Origin of the sequence: Citricoccus sp., assembly GCF_032154715.1 — a bacterium.
Classification (GTDB): domain Bacteria; phylum Actinomycetota; class Actinomycetes; order Actinomycetales; family Micrococcaceae; genus Citricoccus.
This window is the reverse complement of record NZ_JALDXU010000012.1, coordinates 1-21,281: the sequence shown is the minus strand read 5'-3', so window position 1 is coordinate 21,281 and position 21,281 is coordinate 1. Positions and strand designations below refer to the sequence as shown.

Sequence of the window (21,281 nt, the reverse complement as noted above, 5' to 3'; positions counted from 1 at the left end):
GGGATGTTCCACCGTTAACAGTTCCAGTTGCCTACCCCTGAAGGAATCACCGTGACCGAGGCTCCAGAGTCCCGCGACGTCGTCCGGGACGTCGTCATCATCGGATCGGGCCCGGCGGGCTACACCGCCGCCATCTACGCCGCACGAGCGAACCTGAACCCGCTCGTGGTCGCCGGATCCGTGACCGCCGGCGGTGAGTTGATGAACACCACCGATGTGGAGAACTTCCCCGGATTCCCCGAGGGCATCCTCGGTCCGGAACTGATGGGCCACCTGGAACAGCAGGCCACCCGCTTCGGCGCCGAAGTCCAGTATGAGGACGTCGTAGCCGTGGATCTGAAGGCCTCTCCGAAAGTCGTCACCCTCGGCAACGGCTCCGAATACCGCGCCCACGCTGTGGTCCTGTCCACGGGTTCGGCCTACCGAGAGCTGGGTGTGGAGGGCGAGAAGCGCTTCTCCGGCCACGGAGTGAGCTGGTGCGCCACGTGTGACGGTTTCTTCTTCCGCGACCAGAACATCGCCGTGGTGGGCGGTGGCGACTCCGCCATGGAGGAGGCGCTGTTCCTCACCAAATTCGCATCCAAGGTCACGGTGATCCACCGCCGTGATGACCTGCGTGCCTCGAAGACCATGGCCGATCGGGCCTTGGCACACGAGAAGATCGAGTTCATCTGGAACACCGAGGTCACCGGCCTCGATGGTGAGGAGAAGCTCAAGACCCTGCACCTGCGCAACCTGAAGTCCGGCGAGGAGTCCACCCTGGACGTCACCGGCCTGTTCGTGGCCATCGGCTCGGATCCTCGGACCGACCTCGTCAGGGACCAGGTCGAGCTCCATGCCGATGGCACGGTCCGGATCGACCATCCCAGCACCCGCACATCCCTTCCCGGCGTCTTCGCAGCCGGGGATGTCACCGATCCGACCTATCGTCAGGCCATCACCGCCGCCGGCAGTGGCTGCATCGCAGCCCAGGACGTCGAGCACTACCTCGCGGACGTCAAGGAACTGGTAGCAGCGGCCGTCGTCTAGGCCACTGGACCCCACAGACCCGAATACCGGCCCCCTGCCGGCATTTCAGACCACATCCATCAGGAGGAACCATGAGCACCATTGACGTCACCGACCAGGACTTCCAGGAGAAGGTCCTGAACTCGGACAAGCCCGTCATCGTCGATTTCTGGGCAGAATGGTGCGGCCCCTGCCGCATGCTGAGCCCCATCCTCGAGGAGATGGCCACCGAGCACGCTGACAAGATCACCGTCGCCAAGCTCAACGTGGACGACAACCCCCAGGCAGCGTCCAACTACGGCATCACCAGCATTCCCGCGGTGATGGTGTTCCAGGGGGGCGAAAAGGTCGCCACGTCCATCGGCGCCAAACCCAAGCAGGTTCTGGAAACGGAGTTCGCAGAATACCTCAAGTGAGCATTAGACACTGACTCGCCTAGCGAGGAGGGCCCCGTTCCATGCGGAACGGGGCCCTTTTGAATCTAAGAACCTTTCTGAGGCCAGATACTCAGTGTCTAATGATCCTTAGCTTTGCGAGTTGGTTGCACCGGATTGACCGATCAGGTCCATAATTCGATTGAGGTCATCCACCGACGCAAAGTCGATGGCAATCTTTCCCTTTCGGGCTCCCAGGGTGATCTTCACCGTGGTATCCAGGCGATCCGTCAGGGAGTTCGCCAGGTAGTCCAACCGTTCGTGCCGGTCGCCCCTCGGTGCGCGGTTCTTCGACTTCACCTGGCGGACGCCATCCTGCAGTGACACCAGCTCCTCTGTGGCTCGGACGGAGAGGCCTTCCGAGACGACCTTCTGCGCCAGACGCTCCATCTCGGCCGGGTCCACCAAGGCCAGGAGCGCACGCGCATGGCCTGCGGAAAGGACACCGGACGCCACCCGGCGCTGCACCAACGGAGGCAGCCTCAGCAGTCGCAGGGTGTTGGTGATCTGCGGCCGGGATCGTCCGATGCGCGAGGACAACTCCTCCTGGGTGCAATTGAAGTCCTCGAGAAGCTGCTCATAGGCGGCAGCCTCTTCGAGGGGATTGAGCTGGCTCCGGTGCAGGTTCTCCAGCAGGGCGTCCCTGAGCAGGTCCGTGTCCGCCGTATGCCGCACGATGGCAGGGATCTCCGCGAGGCCGGCCCGCTGCGCGGCGCGCCACCGCCGTTCACCCATGACGAGCTCAAAGGGAGAGGCCCCCTCCACCGGTCGCACCACGATGGGCTGGAGCACTCCCACCTCGGCGATGGACGCCACCAACTCGTCCATGTCGTCCTCGTCGAACACCTCGCGAGGCTGACGTGGGTTGGGATGGATATCCCCGGTCGGGATGGTTCGCAGCTCTGCGTCTCCGATGGCGCCATGGTGGTGGACCCGGGTCGGAACCTGCCCGTCCCCATCCGCCGGAGACTCCACCGGGGTGGCTATACCTTCAACCTTTCCAGGTTGTTCGACTGAGGCATGGACGTCGATGGGATCAGCCTCAGAGCCTGGACCATGGGTGCCGACGGACTTGACTCGCGGCATAGTCGGACGCGACTTCACCTTTCGATCTGCCGTCGACGCCCCGGTTGCGGCCGATGCAATTGACAGATCAACTCCGTCACCGTCATCTGCGCTTCGACGATCCGGGAAGAAGACGTCAACAGGCCGTCGTGTTTCACGTGCAACGGGCATACGAGCAGTGTCGGAGCCACGACCGGTCAGGTACCGACTCGTCAGGTCGAATGCCCCAGTCCGCCCGTTGCCGTCCTGATCATTGGACGATGGCACCGAGGCCTGCTTGGCACGGGCCGAGTCCATCATCCCGTCGCCCTCGGAAGTGTCCACCGCTTTCGCCGAGACAGTCTCCCTCCGGTCGTTCACCTGAGGGGATGATTCGCCGAGGTGACCGACGTCAGTTGCGTCGACGGGTCCGGCCTCGACTGCCTCGGATGGTCGCTCCGGAGACCGCACGGATGGCCCCTTCGGATCAACACCTTCTTCGGAGCTGGTGTTCTGAATGAGTGCCTCAAGGCCTCTGCCCAGACCGCGTCGGTTCTTCTTCACGCATACTCCTTAGATCGCGCCCTGCATCGAACCCAAGTCTACTGCCGTTTCACGTGGAACCAGATTCTTAGTCGGCCTCACCCAGGCGTCTCGCTGGGGCCAGCTGGCGTCCATGAGGTGCTCTGCGGTGACATCAGGCCTCTGGTAAGCCTCAGGATGTTGAACTCCAGTGGGCCCCAGGGATACCGGCGGAATCGCCGCAGCAGATGGAGGCCCGAGAAGGGGAGGCTAGGTTGCACACCAAAGGGGCGCGTCATTGTTTCACGTGAAACCATCCATATCTCGCCATAGCCGCCCGCGATCCCGTTGACTCCGTCGTTTCACGTGAAACGACGAGAGACGACGCCGGTTGAGGCCGCCAGGGTGCCTGATGACACAGTCACCATCCATCTTCGCCGCCGAATTGCCACGATGAAACTTAGCGTTGTGTGGGAACCAACCGCACCACAAAGACCGCGTCACGCGGATAAGTGTCACCACAGGAATTTCCGCCGAGTGCCATCGGTATGGAGGTGCACGGCGGTCCGGAAAGTCCACGCGCAGGTGCCACTGTCCCTCCGCGGCGAGCGGGAGTCCCTCCATCCCAACGCTAGCGCCGAGGATTGCCGATCACTTGATCGCAGCCTCGCTCCCGGGGCGGGGGCTGACCCCTTCTCGGTACGACGACTACATCGGTCCACGTGAAACTACTGATGGCCAGCCTGGTGGAGGGGAAGGCCTGCTGAGCGTGGGTCAGGCAGCACGGATCAGACCTCGCTGAGGCGGGTCCAGATTCCTCCACCACCGCCCCGGCCCTTGCCAGTCGTTCGTCGTCGCGTTTCACGTGAAACATCGACCACCTGGTCACCTTCCTGTTCACCGCCGTAGGAAGTAGTCCGGGTTTCACGTGAAACGGTCTGCACCATTGAGGGCACCCGGGAGGCGTGGCCCACGTGGAACCGGGGCAGTCTCCACTGCAATCCTGCGAATGCCAGATCCGGCGGCCGACCAAAGTCCCCGCTGTCGCCGGCAACTTCATGCCGTGCAAGGGTTCGGAGTCCAGACTGCCCCCGATCGGCCGCACCGACAACCTTGATCCTGAGATAGGCGTTGTCGCGCGACGAGGGCAAATCCAAGCCAACATGATGTCACACTGCGCATCGGATCACACGACCATCAAGCGTCTTGGACCGAAATGGCGCCTACCGACGGTCCCAGCTTGCGCTCTGCACTACGAAAGGTGCCGCGCTTCAGGCCCATCAGACCCGTCGCGGCGATCGAACACGGGCCCGAGGCCGCTCGCGGAGGACGTTTCACGTGAAACGTAGGGTCTCGTCATCGTCGCAACAGCATTGACTCCATCTCCTTCGCCTCACGCTGGCGTCCCTCTAGACAGGGTCAAGCCATCCATGGTCAGTCCGTCAGGCCGCTCACCGTGATGACAGGGCTAGAGCAGGGACGCGCACGGCAAAGAGCCGCTCTCGCTCCTGGCCCCGATTGTGTGTTGCACGTGAAACCAGGTGCAGGCGCCGATCCGCACTGGGACCATTCCGCTCGAGATACACCAGTGCCCGGACCACGGCGGCGAATCAACTCGACGACGCCTGCGACGAAGATCACCGGCACATGCGAGGCCCGTCCAGGGCCGCCAGTCGGCCTCATTCTGGGCTGTGAAGCCCGCTTCGCCGCGTCAACACTCGGTCGGATCCTCAACACGGCTACGGAGGCGGGCACCGGCTAACGGCTGACAAGGAGCCGGTTTCACGTGAAACGTACCTGGTGCCAGGGCTGCCGACGGGCGGGAGCCCACAGCCTCCCTCGCCCTCGAGGACGGCTGGTGTGGGCATCTCAGATCCGGACAGCGCCGCACACCGGCGGATCCTCCGGCCTGGTGACACCCTAGTCCCGCACCACGTTTCTGGTCAGAAATCAACCGACATTGGCAGATTGCATACGTAGACCTGAGTCGCTCCTGCGAATCAGATCCCCGCTGCGTGGCCCCGATCAGCGATCTCCACGGCAGCTTCCCGGTAGGACAGCGCCCCGGTGGACTGAGGATCATAGGTGAGCACCGTCTGTTGGAAGCTCGGCGCCTCGGAGATCCGCACGTTGCGGGGGATCACGGTCTTGAGCACCTCGTCCGGGAAGTGCTCACGCACTTCGTCGGCCACCTGGGTCGCCAAGTTGGTGCGTCCGTCGTACATGGTCAGGATGATCGTGGACACCTTGAGCGACGAGTTCAGATGCTTCTGGATCATCCGGATGTTGTTGAGCAGCTGCGAGAGCCCCTCCAGGGCGTAGTACTCGGTCTGAATGGGGATGAGCACCTCGCTCGCGGCAACAAAGGCGTTGACTGTCAGGAGTCCGAGGCTCGGAGGACAATCGATGAAGACATAGTCGATCCGCGGAAGACCCTGCTTCTCCCGGTAGTCGAAGTACTCTTTCAGCGCACGAGCCAGTCGTTGTTCACGGGCCACCAGGGAGACCAGCTCGATCTCCGCTCCGGCCAGGTCGATGGTAGCCGGAGCCACCACCAGCCCATCGACATCAGGGCAGGGTTGGACCACGTCCGCCATGGGGAGCTCGTCGATGAGGACGTCGTAGACACTGTCCACATCCGAGTTATGGGGGATGGCCAGCGCGGTGGAGGCGTTGCCCTGGGGATCAATGTCTACGACAAGGACCTGTAGGCCCGCGCGCGCCAGGGCGGCCGAGAGGTTGACCGTCGTCGTGGTCTTGCCGACCCCGCCCTTCTGGTTGGACACGGTGACGATGCGCGTCTCATTCGGCGTGGGCAGTCTGCGACCCTTCAGCTTGTCCCGTCGACGGTTCTCCTGGGCCAATTCACGGGCCAAGGGCGTCTCCATGTCATCCGCCACGGACGAGTCCACGGTGCTGACGGTTTCCCGTGAAACTTCCGACTCATTGGTCAATGAGACAACCTCCCGAGGTTGATAGACGGCGAAACGAACCTTCGGCCGCGGCATCCAGCGCCTCCAGCCTACTGGTCAGCGTGAGGAGCCCACACGCACGCGTACCACCGTGGTGGGCTCGGCCAGCAGATCCTCGCCCACGGTCTCGATGACCGGCGCGGATCCCTTGTGCTTCTTCAGGACCTTGGCCGCGGACTTGATCTCCTCGGCCGCGCTGCGGCCCTTGATGGCCAACAGCTGACCGGACCCCTGCAGCAGCGGAAGGGTCAGGGGAATCAAGGTCTTCAGAGCGGACACGGCGCGTGCGGTCACGATGTCCACGACCACGTTGCCCACCACCTGTTCCGACCGAGCCCGGACCACGTCGACGTTGTCCAGCCCGAGGTCGTCGACCACCATGTCCAACCAGGTCACCCGGCGTTCCAACGGTTCGATGAGGATGAACTGGCAATCCGGTCGGGCCAACGCGAGGGCGAGGCCGGGCAGACCGGCGCCGGAGCCGACGTCGGCCACCAGCGCGCCGTCCGGCAGCAGGTCTCCGACCACGGCGCAATTCAGGACGTGCCGTTCCCACAGCCGCGGCACCTCGCGCGGGCCCAGAAGCCCCCATTCGATCCCGGTGGAGGACAGGTGCTCCACGAAACGAACGGCGAGATCGGTGCGGTCGCCGAAGAGCTCCTCGGCCGCCCTCAACAGGTCACCGGTGAGTTCCGGGGGATCCTGGGCCTCGATCGTGGGCTTCTCGGCATCCCGGGCGGACTGCGGAGCGGGCTGGTCGTTCTCTGGTTGGGGCAGATCAGACACCGGCGGTGACCACCACATGGCGGCGCGGGCCTTCGCCCTCCGATTCGCTCACGAGACCGCCCTCAGCGATGACATCGTGAACGATCTTGCGCTCGTAGGCGCCCATCGGCCGCAGGTGCAGCGGCTCTCCGGTCTCCCGGACCTTCACGATCGCCTCCTGGGCGAGCTGCTCCAACTCCTGTGCGCGCTCCGTCCGGTAGCCTGCGACGTCCAGGACAAGGCGGGATCGGTTGCCGGTGGCTGACAGCACGGCCAGTCGCACGAGCTCTTGCAGAGCCTCCAGGCCCTTGCCGTCCTTGCCCAGCAGTCCGCGCAGGCGGTCGTCCCCCTCCTCTGCGATCACGGAGACGTAGGTGCGGCCATTGCGGATCTCGATGTCGATGTCACCGTCAAGGTCAGAGATATCCAGCAGTTCCTCGACGTAGTCCGCTGCGATATCCCCCTCTTCCTCGAGGCGGCTGGCGGACGGGGCGGAGGTGTCCTCGGACGCCTCCGGCGACGCAGTGGCTGCGTGTCCGGCCTCTGCGGACTCCTCGGCCCCTGACTCGTCCGCGGCTGCAGGGGAGTCTGAGGGTGCCTCCGCAGAGGTGGATGCGACCGCAGCGGTGGGTGTCTCCGCAGCACTGTCCTCAGGATGGGCGACAACCTGCTCGGTGGCCTCCCCTTCACTCTGTTCCATGGACGGATCAGCGGTCTGTCCGACGGCCTGTTCTGCGGTCACAGCCGACGCTGCGGCCTCCCCGGACGGCGCACTGGACGCGTCACTCATGGTCATCTCCTCTTCTTGGTCTTGCGCTTGGGCTGCTGGCGCTGACCGGCCTGTTGGGGCTTGGCTGCCTCGATCTCCGCCTTTGCGGCCGCCTCCTGGGCAGCCTTGCCGACCGGCGGAAGGCCCTTGACGGCACGGCGTTCATTCAGCTCCTGCTCAGCCAGGGAGCCTGGGGTCGGGTTGTTGCGGATGATCCACATCTGCTGTGCCACGGCCCAGAAGTTCGTGGCAGTCCAGTAGATCAGCACGCCGATCGGGAAGTTGATGCCACCGATGCCGAACACCAGCGGAAGGATGTACAGCATGAACTTCTGCGACTGGGCGAAGGGCCCGGTCATCGCCGCCTCGGACATGTTTTTGCTCATCAGCATCTTCTGCATGAAGAACTGCGAGCCGGACATGAGGATGATCATGACAACGGAGACCATGATGACGGCCACGTTGAGGTTCTCGCCCACGGACCCCAGGAATGTGGCCTGCATGGGAGCGCCGAGGAAGATCGCGTCTCCGAAGGAACGGATCTGGTCCGCGGTCAGCGCGGCCTCGCCCTCACCTCGCTCGGCGGCGGCCCCGGCTCCGGTCAGGATCTGGAACAGGGCAAAGAAGAACGGCATCTGCACGAGCATCGGCAGACAGGCCGCGAAGGGGCTGGTGCCGTGTTCCTTGAACAACGCCTGCTGTTCCATGGCCATGGCCTGACGGGACAACTGGTCCGTCTTGCCCTTGTACTTGGCCTGGAGCTTCTTGATGTCCGGTTGGAGCGCCTGCATGGCACGCTGCGACTTGATCTGTTTGACGAACAGCGGAATCAGCAGGGTACGCACGAGCACCACGAGCAGGATGATCGACAGGGTCCAGGTGAACCCGCTGTCCGGGTCCATGCCGACCAGTTCCAAGACCGTGTGGAAGGCGCCGAGGATCCAGGACATCACCCACTTGAAGGGCCACAGAATGATTTGGAAGAAGTCCATGATCTCCTACTGTTCCGCCGGAGGATCCGGGGGGATGACGGGATGGTTTAGGTCAATGATCTTGGGTCGGCGGCCCGGTGGCCAAATCCTCCGGCCGGGTGGGACCGCATCGACGCCGCCCTCCGACCACGGGTGGCAGCTGCCGAGTCGGCGCGCCGAGAGCCAGGAGCCCTTCAGGGCCCCGTGGACGTGGACCGCCTCGAGCGCATAGGCCGAGCACGAGGGGAAGTACCGGCAGACCTGGCCATAGAGCGGGGAGATCACGGCGCGGTAGGCCATCAGCAGCCAGGCCAGCACGGTGGACGGCAGGGCACGGAGCCAGCCCCATTCAACAGCGCCGGGCCGGGTGGTGAACGGAGACTGCGTGATCATGCGGTCATCTCCGTCCCCGACCGCTGGGCACGTGATGCGGACCGGGCCTCAAGCACAGGATCCGCGGGACGACGCCGGCCGGCTTCCTTCCGCAGGGCACCCGCCAAGGCCGCATCCAGATCTTTCCTGAGCTCGTCCCAGTCGGCTGATCCCGACGGCGGCAGGGCACGGACCACGACGGTCCCGCCCGGGTGCTGCGCCAGTGGTCCGTTGAGCTGATCGGCCACGGCGGCCCGAAGCCGGCGCTTGACGCGATTGCGCACCACCGCGTTCCCCACGGCCTTGGAGACGACGAAGCCCACGCGCACCGGTCCGGCCGAGCCATCGGCCTCGCTGGGGAGCGTGGGATCGAAAAGGTGTGCGGACACGACAACGTTCCGGCGCCCTGTTCGGGTGCCGGAACGCAGTGTCTGGGAAAAATCCGCGGGGGTGCGTACCCGTTTCTCGCGGGGCAGCACGCCGTATCGTCCGCTCTGCTGATCGGCCTCAGGCCGGATCAGGCGGACAGTTCCGTGCGGCCCTTGGTACGGCGGGTTGCCAGGATGGCGCGGCCGGCGCGGGTACGCATCCGGGCGCGGAAACCGTGCTTCTTGGCCCGGCGGCGGTTATTCGGCTGAAAAGTCCGCTTGCTCACTTGATATCTCCACAACGTGTGTATGCGCCCGGACCCGTTGTACCTGGGGGAAGAACCGGTAGACGCTCTGACTAGGACTTCCCCGCTGAAGACACCGATCCAACAGGCCTGGGCCTTCGGTTGTCCGCTGGTTGACTGCACTCTGGGGTCGATCCGGATGATTCCAGTCGGTTCAGAGCACGGCTAATACAACCCCGCGGGGACCAATCAAGTTTAGGGATGAGGAGCTGCCAGCGTCAAATTACACCCTCCGGTGGCCTCCCGGGCCGCTGGGCCTGTACCCTCGCCCGAGTTATCCACTGCCTGTGAATAACTCTGTGGATTGCCGTTAGACTCGGTTCGACGCCGACGGAAGGACCCCAGCCCCCATGGTTGCAGATGAGGCTGTCAGCAGCTCGTGGCGCAAGGTGGTTCGCACCCTGGAGGAAGACGACCGCGTCTCACCCCGCCAGCTCGGCCACGTGGGCCTCGCCCAGCCCCAGGGGCTGATCGGCACGACTTTGTTGCTCGCGGTACCGAACGAACTGACCCGTGAGGTCCTGCAGTCCCAGCTCAAGGACTCTCTGGCCGAAGCGCTCGGGAACGTGTTCAGGACTGAGATCTTGTGCGCCTATTCGATTGATTCGACCCTGATGGCGCAGACCGTTGAGGACTACCAGCTCCCGACGGCGGCCGTGCCCCCGGTCCGCGAGGTCCAGCACACCCGTTCGGCCCCCTCCCCCCATGCCCCGGTCCGCTCGGCTGCACCGGCTCCTGCGCCGCCGTCGACCTCGGATGAGACCAGCCGCCTGAACCCGCGGTACCACTTCGAGACCTTCGTCATCGGTTCCTCCAACCGATTCGCCCATGCCGCCGCGAACGCCGTGGCCGAGGCTCCCGCGAAGGCCTACAACCCGCTGTTCATCTACGGTGAGTCCGGGCTGGGGAAAACCCACCTGCTGCACGCGATCGGCCATTACGCCCGTCATCTGTATCCGGGGCTGCGCGTGAGGTACGTGAACTCCGAGGAGTTCACCAACGACTTCATCAACTCGATCCGTCACGACGAGGGTGCGAGTTTCAAACAGGTGTACCGCAATGTGGACATCCTGCTCATCGACGACATCCAGTTCCTCGCGGACAAGGAAGCCACCGTCGAGGAGTTCTTCCACACCTTCAACACCCTCTACAACAACAACAAGCAGGTCGTGATCACCTCCGACCTTCCCCCGAAGCAGCTGTCCGGCTTCGAGGAGCGCCTGCGTTCCCGCTTCGAGTGGGGCTTGATCACGGACATCCAGCCTCCGGACCTGGAGACACGCATCGCCATCCTCCGGAAGAAGGCAGAAGCCGAGGGACTGACGGCCCCACCCGAGGTCCTCGAGTACATCGGCTCCAATATCTCCACCAACATCCGCGAGCTGGAGGGCGCCCTCATCCGCGTCACCGCCTTCGCGTCGCTGAACAAGCAGCCGGTGGGGATCCAACTGGCCGAACAGGTCCTCCGTGACCTGATCACCCATGAGGACGCACACGAGATCACCGCGCCCACGATCCTCAACGAGACCGCGGCCTACTTCAACCTGACCATGGAGGAGCTGACCTCCAAGTCACGGACCAGGACCCTCGTCACGGCCCGGCAGATCGCCATGTACCTCTTGCGTGAGCTCACGGAGATGTCCCTGCCGAAGATCGGTCAGGAGCTGGGCGGACGGGACCACACCACGGTGATCCACGCCGACCGCAAGATCCGTGAGCTGATGGCGGAACGCCGGACGATCTACAACCAGGTCACCGAGCTGACGAACCGGATCAAGCAGCAGCAACGCGCCCGCTGACCACTGCGGTCGTGGCGGCCGGACTCCGCCCGTGCCGTCCCTCATTCTGAGGCAACCTTGATCCTTAACCGCAACGTCGTTCCACAGGCAGAACCCCGGAGTGAACGCTCTGAACTTCGGCTTATCCACCGTTGTCCACAGATATCCACAGGCTGGGAGAGAGCTTTGCCGGAGACAACCCACAGCTGTGGACAAACCTGTGGATGCTTAAGTGGAGTGTTCGGGCGATTCTCTGGATAACTACACGCTCCCCTGTGAATTCGGAGATGTGCGGCCGAAAGTTGTGCACCGACGGTGCACAGGGCAAGCGGAAGGAGTCCACGACGGGGTCCACAGGAAGAAGGCCGGAACCACACGGACGGATCGGGTTATCCACAGTATCCACAGGACTTATTAACACTACTGATCCCTGTTAAGAATGAATCCCAAGAACATTCACCCCTGCCTGCCTAATACCGCTCGCCGAATCCGACGAGCCCGTCGAAACCTGGGACGCTACGAGGACGGATTCGCCGCCACGGCGAATCCCTGAACCACATCCGTGGCACAAATGCCAACATTCGCGCCCTCGGCGAGTCACGGTAAGCTGACACAGCACACGGCTCAGACGTGTGATTCAAAGGATGCCCGGCGGGGGTATCTGGAGGAAGACCACCATCACCTGCCGTCTACGAGAAAGGCGGAAACTTCTGTGAAGTTCACCGTTGAGCGAGACATCCTGACGGACGCCGTCTCCTGGACCGCACGTTCCCTGTCCCCTCGCCCGCCGGTACCGGTGCTGTCCGGGCTGCTGATCACTGCCGAGGACAACCTGGTCTCCATCGCCAGCTTCGACTACGAGACCTCGGCGCAGCTCGAGATCGAGGCAGACATCGAGACCCCCGGCAAGATCCTGGTTTCCGGCAGACTGCTCAACGACATCGTCCGTTCGCTTCCAGCAGCTCCCGTCACCGTGGAAACCGATGGTTCCAAAGTCGTGCTGACCTGCAGAAACTCACGCTTCGCCCTGGCCACCATGCCCGTCGAGGAATATCCAGCCCTTCCGGAGATGCCTGAGACTGCTGGCACCGTGGACGGCGACGCCTTCGCCCACGCGGTGGCCCAGGTGACCGTGGCCGCTTCCAAGGACGACACCCTGCCGATCCTCACGGCCGTCAAACTGGAGATCGAGGGCGACCGCATCACCTTCCTCGCCACGGACCGGTACCGGCTGGCCATGAAGGAACTCAACTGGTCACCAGCCAATCCCTCCATTTCCACGTCCCTGCTGGTCAAGTCGAAGACCCTCACGGAAGTCGCAAAATCATTGGCTGGCGGCGGGGACCTGCAGCTGCGGTTGCCCCAGGAGTCATCCACCTCAGACCTGGTGGGCTTCGCCTCCGGAGGACGACGCACCACAAGCCTGCTGGTGGACGGGGAGTACCCGAAGATCCGGGCACTCTTCCCGGAGTCCAGTCCCATCCACGCCGTGGTTCCCACCGGCCCGCTGGTCGAGGCCGTCCGCCGCGTGGCCCTGGTTGCCGAACGCAACACCGCCGTACGCATGATGTTCAATGACGGTCACGTCACCCTGGACGCCGGTGCCGGCGATGACGCCTCGGCGAACGAATCCCTGGACTCGGTCCTCGACGGCGACGAGATCACCGTGGCGTTCAACCCGTCCTACCTGGGTGAGGGACTCAACGTCATCAACGCCCCCTACGTGAGGTTCTCCTTCACCACGGCGCCGAAGCCGGCGCTGATGACCGCCCAGCAGGAGCAGGACTCACCCGAGCAGGACGACTACCGGTACCTGGTCATGCCGGTGCGCCTGGCCAACTGACCCGACTGCCAGCCCCCGTCAGGTCACCGACTCCGAAACGTGTTCCTCTCCCACCTCTCCCTCACCCAGTACCGCTCCTACCACCAGGCCGAGGTCTCCCTGGTGCCAGGCCCGAATGTGCTGGTCGGGTCCAACGGGGTCGGGAAGACGAATATCGTCGAGGCCGTGGGTTACCTGGCCACCCAGGTGTCACACCGGGTGTCCACTGACACCCCCTTGGTCCACTTCGGTGCCGCACAAGCGATCGTCCGCGGTCGCATTCACCGCGGCGACCGCGCCCTCTCCCTCGAACTGGAGATCAATCCCGGGAAATCAAACCGGGCCGCCGTCAACCGGGGTGCCCCGCAACGAGCTCGCGAGGGACTCGGACTGCTGCGGTCGGTGCTCTTCGCTCCGGAGGATCTGGCCCTGATCAACGGGGACCCGTCCGTGCGGCGTCGATTCCTCGACGATCTTGTGGTGCAGTTGCGCCCGGCGCTCGGGGATGCCCGCAGCGACTACGACCGGGTCCTGAAGCAACGCAACGCGCTGCTGAAGAACGCCAAGCATTCCGGACGCTGGACAGAGGAACACGGCCACACCCTCGGGGTCTGGGACGAACATCTCGCCCGTGCCGGCGCCCGGGTCCTCAACGGCCGGCTCCATGTGCTGCAGATGCTCGCGCACCCCCTCACCGAGTCCTACACCACCCTGGCGGATAGCGCGAAGACCGCAGGGTTCAGCTATGAATCCACGGTCCCGCTGGCAGGGGGCCAGCATCAGGAGATCCCGGACGAGCAGGCCCTCCACGAAGCCCTGCTCGCAGAACTCGAGTCCCGGCACCGGCAGGAACGGGACCGCGGCGTCACCCTGGCCGGCCCGCACCGGGACGACCTGGCCCTCACTCTCGGCCCGGCAGCGGTGAAGGGCTTCGCCTCCCACGGCGAGACCTGGTCGATGGCACTGGCACTCAAGCTGGCCAGCTACCAGGTCTTGGTGGCGGACGATCCAGATCCGCAGGCCCGGCCCGTGCTGATCCTCGACGACGTCTTCGCTGAACTGGATGCCGCGCGGCGCAGCCGCCTCGCGGCGCTGGCCTCCGGCGCAGAGCAACTCCTGGTGACGGCCGCCGTCGCCGCAGATATCCCGGACGAGTTGGCCGGGCCGAGGATCACCGTCAACCTGGGGGACGACGGGAGCGTGGTCCACCAGGCCGAATCCACCGGTCCGCCCGCACCCGAGCAGGAGGACTCTGCGTGAGTGGCCCCGACGAGCCGCTGCCCCCGCCAGAGCGCGAAGCCTCCCCGGATGGGATCGAGGACGATCCTGATGCGGCGATCGTGGCACTCAACCGAGTGCGCCAGGCCGCGGAGTCCCGGGGTGAGGTCCGCCGTCGCCGTCCTGCAGCCAAAGGCCGGGGGGCCACCGAGGCCCCGGGGGCCGGGAGCAGGGCGGTCCCCGGCCGGCGTCGGGGTCCGGACGCCCGGGACCCGAGGATGGTGGGCGATGTCTTCGGCAGGTTGGTCACTGAACGCGGGTGGTCCTCGCCCGTGGCGGTGGGATCCGTCCTGTCCCGGTGGGACGATCTGGTCGGCGCGGACATCGGACTGCACTGCCGGCCCGAGAGCTTCGAGAACGCCGTGGTGACCGTCCGTTGCGATTCCACCGCGTGGGCGACCCAGCTCAAGCTGCTGACACCGGCCCTGCTCCAGCGGTTCGAACAGGAACTGGGCCCCGGCATCGTGACGAGCCTGCGCGTGGCTGGTCCAGCCGCTCCCTCATGGCGCAAGGGTCCACGGGTGGTCAAGGGCCGCGGCCCGCGGGATACCTACGGCTGATCGGAACAGGCAGGCACCGGTTCCGGAGGCCTAGGGATTCTCCGGAGAACCCGCCAACGGCGATTTGGCGAACTGGAACCCCGTCGGGCGGATCGGGACCGGAAGGGGGTACCCCGGGTGGTGGGAATCGCCGATTCTGTCCCTTAGAGGCCATGTTTTATCTCTGGAACACCCCCCTGAAGACGAACGAATGGGCGTGTCGGGGGTAGAATGAGACGGAATCGTGCCGAAAGGGACACCTTCCGTGCGCCCCGGCGCCAGGACCCTCTTGGTACATGCGATGTGAATCCCAGTACCCCAACAGAGGAGCCGTAGACGCCCGTGGCCGAAGAGAACAACGGCACAGATCAGAGCGGCGCCCCGCAGGATCCCACCGTCGAGACCCCCGCCCCGGCGGAGACCGACGCGGGGACCTCGGAGGCATCCACCCCGTCGACGCAGATCACCGAGGCGAACCGCAAGGTGGAGCACGAGTACGGTGCCGGGGACATCACGGTCCTCGAGGGATTGGAGGCCGTCCGCAAACGCCCCGGCATGTACATCGGTTCCACGGGACCCCGCGGTCTGCACCACCTGGTGTCCGAGGTCGTGGACAACTCCGTGGACGAGGCGCTGGCGGGGTACTGCGACACCATCCACGTGACCCTGCAGGCGGACGGCGGCGTGCGAGTGGAGGACAACGGCCGTGGCATCCCCGTGGACATGCACCCCACTGAGGGCCGGCCCACCGTAGAGGTGGTCATGACCATCCTGCATGCCGGCGGCAAGTTCGGCGGCGGCGGCTACGCGGTCTCCGGTGGTCTCCACGGTGTGGGCATCTCCGTGGTGAACGCGCTGTCCACCCGCGTGGACACCGAGATCCGCCGCCAGGGAAGCCTCTGGAAGATGAGCTTCGCCGATGGTGGCGTACCGCAGGGCGAACTCGTCCAGGCCGGGGAGACGGACAAGACGGGCACCACGCAGACGTTCTACCCGGACCCCGAGATCTTCGACACGATCGATTTCGACTTCGAGACACTCCGCGCCCGGTTCCAGCAGATGGCGTTCCTCAACAAGGGTCTGCGCATCACCCTCACGGATGAGCGGTCGATCGAGACGAACGAGATCCAGCAGGATGAGATCGCCGGAGACACCGACGGCGACGGCATCCCGGGCACCGATTCGGACCGCCAGACGGAGAGCGAGGCTCAGCCCGACACCATCGGCGAGGATCTGGTCAGCGCGAAGAAGCGGATGGTCGACTACAAGTACGACAACGGACTGCTGGACTACGTCCAGCACCTGAACTCGAACAAGAAGGTCGAGATGGTCCACGAGGACGTCATCGCCTTCGAGACGGAGGACACCGACCGCAAGATGGCGGCCGAGGTGGCCATGCAGTGGACCACGGCGTACTCCGAGTCCGTGCACACCTACGCCAACACCATCAACACGCACGAGGGCGGCAGCCACGAAGAGGGCTTCCGCGCGGCTCTGACCTCCCTGGTCAACCGCTATGCGCGGGAGAAGGAGATCCTGAGGGCCAAGGACGAGAACCTCTCGGGTGACGACGTCCGCGAGGGCCTGACGGCCGTGCTGTCCATCAAGCTCTCCGAACCGCAGTTCGAGGGACAGACCAAGACCAAGCTCGGCAACTCCGAGGCCAAGGGCTTCATCCAGAAGATCGTCTCGGACCAGCTCGGTGACTGGCTGGAGCGCAACCCCGGGCCGGCCAAGGACATCATCCGCAAGGCCCAGCTGGCCTCCCAGGCCCGGATGGCCGCCCGCAAGGCACGGGACAACGCTCGCCGCAAATCCCCGCTGGAGTCCTTCGGGATGCCCGGCAAGCTAGCCGACTGTTCCTCGAAGAACCCCGTCGAGTGCGAGGTCTACATCGTGGAGGGTGACTCCGCCGGAGGTTCGGCCAAGCAGGGCCGCAACCCCGGCACCCAGGCCATCCTGCCGCTGCGCGGCAAGATCCTGAACGTGGAGCGGGCCCGCCTGGACCGGGCGCTGTCCAACGCCGAGATCCAGTCGATGATCACGGCCTTCGGCACCGGTATCGGCGAGGAATTCGATATCACGAAGCTGCGGTACCACAAGATCGTGCTGATGGCGGATGCCGATGTGGACGGTCAGCACATCACCACGCTGCTGCTGACGGTGCTGTTCCGCTACATGCGTCCGCTGATCGAGCACGGGTTCGTGTTCCTGGCGCAGCCGCCGCTGTACCGGGTCAAGTGGTCCAATGCGCCGCACGACTACGTCTTCTCCGATGAGGAGCGGGACCAGGCGGTGGCCGCGGGCCTCGCCCGGGGCTGGCGGTACCCGAAGGAGAACGGCATCCAGCGCTACAAGGGCCTGGGCGAAATGGACTTCAAGGAACTGTGGGACACCACCATGGACCCGGAGCACCGCACCCTGCTGCAGGTCACCATGGACGACGCGGCTGCGGCCGACGAGATCTTCTCCATGCTCATGGGCGAGGACGTCGAATCACGCCGTTCGTTCATCCAGCAGAATGCCAAGGACGTCCGCTTCCTGGATATCTGAGGCACCTGAGGCCCTCCGCTACCCACCCCCGGCCTGGAACGTGCGCGGCCCGGCGGCACCGAATGATCGGCGCCCCGGCCGTGGCGCCGGCCCACACTTTGAGACCCGAGGACACCGCGCGTGACTGACGAGCAGAACCCTGAGAACGAGAACGTGAACCCGGACGACACGGGGAACCCCGATGCCGGCCTGCCGGCTGCCGAGGGTGAGTCCCCGGTGATCGCCCCGGCCCTGACCGAGCATGACAAGGTCGAGCAGGTCGACCTGCAGACCGAGATGAAGCGGTCCTACCTGGACTACGCCATGGCCGTCATCGTGGGCCGCGCCTTGCCGGACGTCCGGGACGGGCTGAAGCCCGTGCACCGCCGGGTGCTGTACGGCATGTTCGACGGCGGCTACCGTCCGGACCGCTCGTTCAACAAATCCGCCCGCGTGGTCGGTGAGGTGATGGGCAACTACCACCCGCACGGCGATTCGGCGATCTACGACGCCCTGGTCCGTCTCATCCAGGACTGGGTCATGCGGTACCCACTGGCCCTGGGCCAGGGCAACTTCGGGTCCCCCGGCAACGACGGCGCCGCCGCCCAGCGTTACACCGAGACCAAGATGGCTCCGCTGGCCATGGAGATGGTCCGGGACATCCAGGAAGACACCGTGGACTTCCAGGACAACTACGACGGCAAGCAGCAGGAACCGGCCGTCATGCCGGCCCGGTTCCCGAACCTGCTGGTCAACGGTTCCTCCGGCATCGCCGTGGGCATGGCCACCAACATTCCGCCGCACAACCTCCGCGAGGTCGTGGACGGCGTGCAGTGGTACCTGGAGAACCCGGAGGCCTCCCGCGAGGAGCTCCTGGCCGCCCTGATGCAGCGCATCAAGGGTCCGGACTTCCCCTCCGGTGCGCAGATCCTCGGGCGCAAGGGCATCGAGGACGCCTACCGCACGGGCCGCGGTTCCATCGCCATGCGGGCCGTGGTCAACGTCGAGGAGATCCAGGGCCGGACCTGTTTGGTGGTCACCGAGCTGCCCTACATGGCCAACCCGGACAATCTGGCCGCCAAGATCGCCGAGATGGTGCGCGACGGCAAGCTCTCGGGGATCGCGGACATGCGCGACGAGACCTCCGGCCGCACCGGTCAGCGCCTGGTGATCGTCCTCAAGCGGGACGCGGTGGCCAAGGTGGTGCTCAACAACCTCTACAAGCACACCCAGTTGCAGGAGAACTTTTCCGCGAACATGCTGGCCCTCGTGGACGGTGTCCCGCGGACCCTGTCCCTGGACGGGTTCGTGCACCACTGGGTGATGCACCAGATCGAGGTCATCGTCCGGCGCACGGAGTTCCGCAAGCGCAAGGCCGAGGAACGCGCCCACATCCTGCTCGGACTGCTCAAGGCCCTGGACATGCTGGACGAGGTCATCGCCACCATCCGTGCCTCCGCCAGCGCCGATGCCGCCCGCGAATCCCTCAAAACGCTGTTGGACATCGACGACGACCAGGCCAAGGCCATCCTCAACATGCAGCTGCGGCAGCTGGCCGCACTGGAGCGCCAGGGCATCCAGGACGAGTACGACGAGTTGCAGGCGAAGATCGCGCAGTACAACGAGATCCTGGCCTCCCCGGAGCGCCAGCGCGAGGTGGTCTCCACCGAACTGGCCGAGATCGTGGCGAAGTACGGTGACGACCGCCGCACGGAGATCATGTACGGCTACGACGGCGACATGTCGATGGAGGACCTCATCCCCGAAGAGGAGATGGTGGTCACCATCACCCGCGGCGGCTACATCAAGCGGACGCGGATCGACAACTACCGCGCCCAGAACCGCGGCGGCAAGGGCGTGCGTGGTGCCTCCCTGCGTAACGACGACGTGGTGGAGCACTTCTTCACCACGTCCACGCACCATTGGATCCTGTTCTTCACCAACCTGGGCCGGGTCTACCGCATCAAGACCTACGAGCTGCAGGAAGCGGGACGCGACGCCAAGGGGCAGCACGTGGCCAACCTGATGGCGTTCCAGCCCGAGGAGCGGATCGCGCAGGCACTGCCGCTCGCCGACTACGGGAGGGCTCCCTACTTGGTGCTCGCCACCCGTCGGGGTCTGGTCAAGAAGACCCTGTTGGCGGACTACGACACCAACCGTACTGCCGGCGTCATCGCCATCAAGCTGCGCGATGACGATGAGGTCGTCTCGGCCAAGCTGGTCTCGGAGGAGGACGACCTGATCCTGATCTCCAAGAACGGCCAGTCGTTGCGCTTCAACGCCACCAATGAGGCGCTGCGGCCCATGGGCCGCGCCACCTCCGGCGTCACCGGCATGAAATTCCGTCAGGGTGACGAGCTCCTCACCGCGGACGTGGTCCGCGAGGACGCCTTCGTCTTCATCGTCACGGACGGCGGCTATGCCAAGCGCTCCACGGTGGATGAGTACCGCGTGCAGAACCGCGGTGGCCTGGGCATCAAGGTCGGCAACATCGTCGAGGATCGCGGTGAGCTGACCGGCGGCCTGGTGGTGGAGGACCAGGATGAGGTGCTGGTGGTGATGAACTCCGGCAAGGTGGTCCGCTCCGCCGTCGCCGGTGTCCCGGCCAAGGGCCGCAACACCATGGGCGTGATCTTCGCCAAGCCGGACAAGAACGACCGGATCATCGCCGTCACGCTCAACAACGAGAAGCAGCTCAACGGTGTGACGGACGAGAATCCCGAGGGCGAGGTCGCGGGGGATGTTACCGAGGGTGAAGTACCCTTGAACTCTGAGACGGCCGCCCCCGCCAGTGCGGAGGGGACCGATACGACCGTGACAGCCACCGAATCCGCAGCGGTCGATCCTGACCCGGACGCGGAGATTGACGGAGGACAGCAGTGAGCACATCCGGAACGCCCCGACCTGCAGGCCAACGCCCGGCCGGCGGTTCGTCGGACAGGGGAGCCACACCCCGAGGGACGCAGCAGCGTCCCTCGGCGCAGGGTTCCCGTCAGCCCGGCCAGCGTCCGCAGAATGCCCGTCCCGCTGGATCCACGGGATCCGGTCAGAAGCGCCCCGCGCAGCGACCTGCCGCCCAGGGATTGGTACGCCCAGCGCCCAAGGCCAAGGTCCGCAAAGCCCGGCTGCTCGTCTCCAAGGCCGATCCGTGGTCGGTGCTGAAGATGGCTTTCCTGCTGTCGGTGGCACTGGGCATCGTGACCGTGGTCGGAGCCGTGGTGCTGTGGACCGTCATGGACCTGACCGGCATCTTCGACCAGGTGAATGATCTCTTGGCGCAGGTTCTGGGCTCTGAGGGCGGATCGTTCACGGTGCAGCAGCTGATCTCCCTGGGCCAGGTCGCCTCCTTCGCGACGATCATCGCCGTGGTCAACGTGGTGCTGCTGACGGCCTTGAGCATGCTCGCAGCCGTGCTGTACAACATCTCCGCGACCCTCGTCGGCGGCATCGGGGTCACTCTGACCGACGACTGAACACCGCTGGTTCGCCGTGCGGGCAGAGTTGAGGGGTGAGCACCTCCGACCACGCAGTCCCCATCCGGCCGCAGGCCGGGGAAGGCGGCACCATGAAGCCGGTAGTTCGACTGGCTGCCCTGGCAGCTGGCGTGGCCGCAGTGCTCGGGATCCGCTTCTGGCGGGAGAACGAACGCGGCAAGCAGGTCTGGAGTTCGGCCACGGATGCACTGGGCAGCCCGGGAAGAACACCTGAGAATCATCCGGACGCTCACAACTGAACACCCCTCGGGGGCATGGCGCAATTGGTAGCGCACCTGCTTTGCAAGCAGGGGGTTAGGGGTTCGAGT

General features: G+C 65.1%; 17 protein-coding genes. 9 read left to right on the top strand and 8 right to left on the bottom strand.

The window, feature by feature from the left end:
• The first annotated feature begins 51 nt into the window (after positions 1-51).
• Together trxB and trxA are read left to right on the top strand one after the other, a co-directional pair.
• Positions 52-1,029 carry a thioredoxin-disulfide reductase gene (gene trxB / locus RUH65_RS03815; protein ID WP_313815868.1) on the top strand — a complete coding sequence of 326 codons (978 nt, stop codon included), beginning with the start codon at positions 52-54 and terminating at the stop codon, positions 1,027-1,029.
• Between the two features lie 71 nt (positions 1,030-1,100).
• The gene (gene trxA / locus RUH65_RS03810) at positions 1,101-1,424 is read left to right on the top strand and encodes a thioredoxin (protein WP_159553498.1); all 324 of its coding nucleotides are present in this window, start codon (positions 1,101-1,103) and stop codon (positions 1,422-1,424) included.
• Between the two features lie 108 nt (positions 1,425-1,532).
• Here the strand turns inward: trxA and RUH65_RS03805 are convergent, their stop codons facing one another.
• The 8 genes from RUH65_RS03805 to rpmH all read right to left on the bottom strand — a co-directional run bounded on the left by RUH65_RS03805 (position 1,533) and on the right by rpmH (position 9,512).
• Entirely contained in the window at positions 1,533-2,804 is a 1,272-nt protein-coding gene (locus RUH65_RS03805; protein ID WP_396179562.1) for a ParB/RepB/Spo0J family partition protein, read from the bottom strand.
• 2,204 nt (positions 2,805-5,008) lie between these two features.
• Positions 5,009-5,896, bottom strand: a complete 888-nt coding sequence (locus RUH65_RS03800; RefSeq protein ID WP_313815895.1) for a ParA family protein — start codon at positions 5,894-5,896, stop codon at positions 5,009-5,011.
• Between the two features lie 141 nt (positions 5,897-6,037).
• Complete coding sequence (gene rsmG / locus RUH65_RS03795) at positions 6,038-6,766, bottom strand: 16S rRNA (guanine(527)-N(7))-methyltransferase RsmG (protein ID WP_396179552.1); 729 nt, start codon at positions 6,764-6,766, stop codon at positions 6,038-6,040.
• A complete protein-coding gene (locus RUH65_RS03790) occupies positions 6,759-7,445 on the bottom strand; it encodes a R3H domain-containing nucleic acid-binding protein (RefSeq protein ID WP_313815893.1) in 687 nt (228 codons plus the stop codon). Before RUH65_RS03790 ends, rsmG begins: the two co-directional genes overlap by 8 nt.
• Before the next feature lie 92 nt (positions 7,446-7,537).
• Positions 7,538-8,506 carry a membrane protein insertase YidC gene (gene yidC, locus RUH65_RS03785; RefSeq protein ID WP_313815867.1) on the bottom strand — a complete coding sequence of 323 codons (969 nt, stop codon included), beginning with the start codon at positions 8,504-8,506 and terminating at the stop codon, positions 7,538-7,540.
• A 6-nt stretch (positions 8,507-8,512) separates the two neighbouring features.
• Positions 8,513-8,878 (bottom strand): membrane protein insertion efficiency factor YidD, encoded by a 366-nt coding sequence (gene yidD / locus RUH65_RS03780; protein WP_313815866.1) that lies wholly within the window; start codon positions 8,876-8,878, stop codon positions 8,513-8,515.
• A complete protein-coding gene (gene rnpA / locus RUH65_RS03775; protein ID WP_313815865.1) occupies positions 8,875-9,336 on the bottom strand; it encodes a ribonuclease P protein component in 462 nt (153 codons plus the stop codon). The genes yidD and rnpA overlap by 4 nt, the downstream gene beginning before the upstream one ends.
• A gap of 38 nt (positions 9,337-9,374) precedes the next feature.
• Positions 9,375-9,512 (bottom strand): 50S ribosomal protein L34, encoded by a 138-nt coding sequence (rpmH, locus tag RUH65_RS03770; protein WP_115932474.1) that lies wholly within the window; start codon positions 9,510-9,512, stop codon positions 9,375-9,377.
• A gap of 368 nt (positions 9,513-9,880) precedes the next feature.
• On the opposite strand from rpmH, the gene dnaA reads away from it, so the two are divergent.
• The 7 genes from dnaA (at position 9,881) to RUH65_RS03735 (ending at position 20,952) form a co-directional block, all read left to right on the top strand.
• Complete coding sequence (gene dnaA / locus RUH65_RS03765) at positions 9,881-11,329, top strand: chromosomal replication initiator protein DnaA (RefSeq protein WP_313815864.1); 1,449 nt, start codon at positions 9,881-9,883, stop codon at positions 11,327-11,329.
• A 691-nt stretch (positions 11,330-12,020) separates the two neighbouring features.
• Positions 12,021-13,151: a DNA polymerase III subunit beta gene (gene dnaN, locus RUH65_RS03760; protein WP_313815863.1), complete on the top strand. Its 1,131-nt coding sequence runs from the start codon at positions 12,021-12,023 to the stop codon at positions 13,149-13,151.
• A gap of 39 nt (positions 13,152-13,190) precedes the next feature.
• Positions 13,191-14,390, top strand: coding sequence for a DNA replication/repair protein RecF (gene recF / locus RUH65_RS03755; RefSeq protein ID WP_313815862.1), 1,200 nt, complete (start codon positions 13,191-13,193; stop codon positions 14,388-14,390).
• Positions 14,387-14,968 (top strand): DciA family protein, encoded by a 582-nt coding sequence (locus RUH65_RS03750; RefSeq protein ID WP_313815861.1) that lies wholly within the window; start codon positions 14,387-14,389, stop codon positions 14,966-14,968. The genes recF and RUH65_RS03750 overlap by 4 nt, the downstream gene beginning before the upstream one ends.
• Positions 14,969-15,409: 441 nt before the next feature.
• The gene (gene gyrB / locus RUH65_RS03745) at positions 15,410-17,500 is read left to right on the top strand and encodes a DNA topoisomerase (ATP-hydrolyzing) subunit B (RefSeq protein WP_313815892.1); all 2,091 of its coding nucleotides are present in this window, start codon (positions 15,410-15,412) and stop codon (positions 17,498-17,500) included.
• A 120-nt stretch (positions 17,501-17,620) separates the two neighbouring features.
• Positions 17,621-20,362, top strand: coding sequence for a DNA gyrase subunit A (gyrA, locus tag RUH65_RS03740; RefSeq protein WP_396179548.1), 2,742 nt, complete (start codon positions 17,621-17,623; stop codon positions 20,360-20,362).
• The gene (locus RUH65_RS03735; RefSeq protein WP_313815860.1) at positions 20,359-20,952 is read left to right on the top strand and encodes a DUF3566 domain-containing protein; all 594 of its coding nucleotides are present in this window, start codon (positions 20,359-20,361) and stop codon (positions 20,950-20,952) included. Before gyrA ends, RUH65_RS03735 begins: the two co-directional genes overlap by 4 nt.
• Positions 20,953-21,281: the final 329 nt, after the last annotated feature.

What these genes read in the sequence shown, in the direction of transcription:
- RUH65_RS03800 (WP_313815895.1), bottom strand. Translation starts at nt 5,896, where the DNA reads ATGGAGACGCCCTTGGCCCGTGAATTGGCCCAGGAGAACCGTCGACGG.
- RUH65_RS03790 (WP_313815893.1), bottom strand. Translation starts at nt 7,445, where the DNA reads ATGGAACAGAGTGAAGGGGAGGCCACCGAGCAGGTTGTCGCCCATCCT.
- yidD (WP_313815866.1), bottom strand. Translation starts at nt 8,878, where the DNA reads ATGATCACGCAGTCTCCGTTCACCACCCGGCCCGGCGCTGTTGAATGG.
- RUH65_RS03805 (WP_396179562.1), bottom strand. Translation starts at nt 2,804, where the DNA reads ATGGACTCGGCCCGTGCCAAGCAGGCCTCGGTGCCATCGTCCAATGAT.
- yidC (WP_313815867.1), bottom strand. Translation starts at nt 8,506, where the DNA reads ATGGACTTCTTCCAAATCATTCTGTGGCCCTTCAAGTGGGTGATGTCC.
- dnaA (WP_313815864.1), top strand. Translation starts at nt 9,881, where the DNA reads ATGGTTGCAGATGAGGCTGTCAGCAGCTCGTGGCGCAAGGTGGTTCGC.
- trxA (WP_159553498.1), top strand. Translation starts at nt 1,101, where the DNA reads ATGAGCACCATTGACGTCACCGACCAGGACTTCCAGGAGAAGGTCCTG.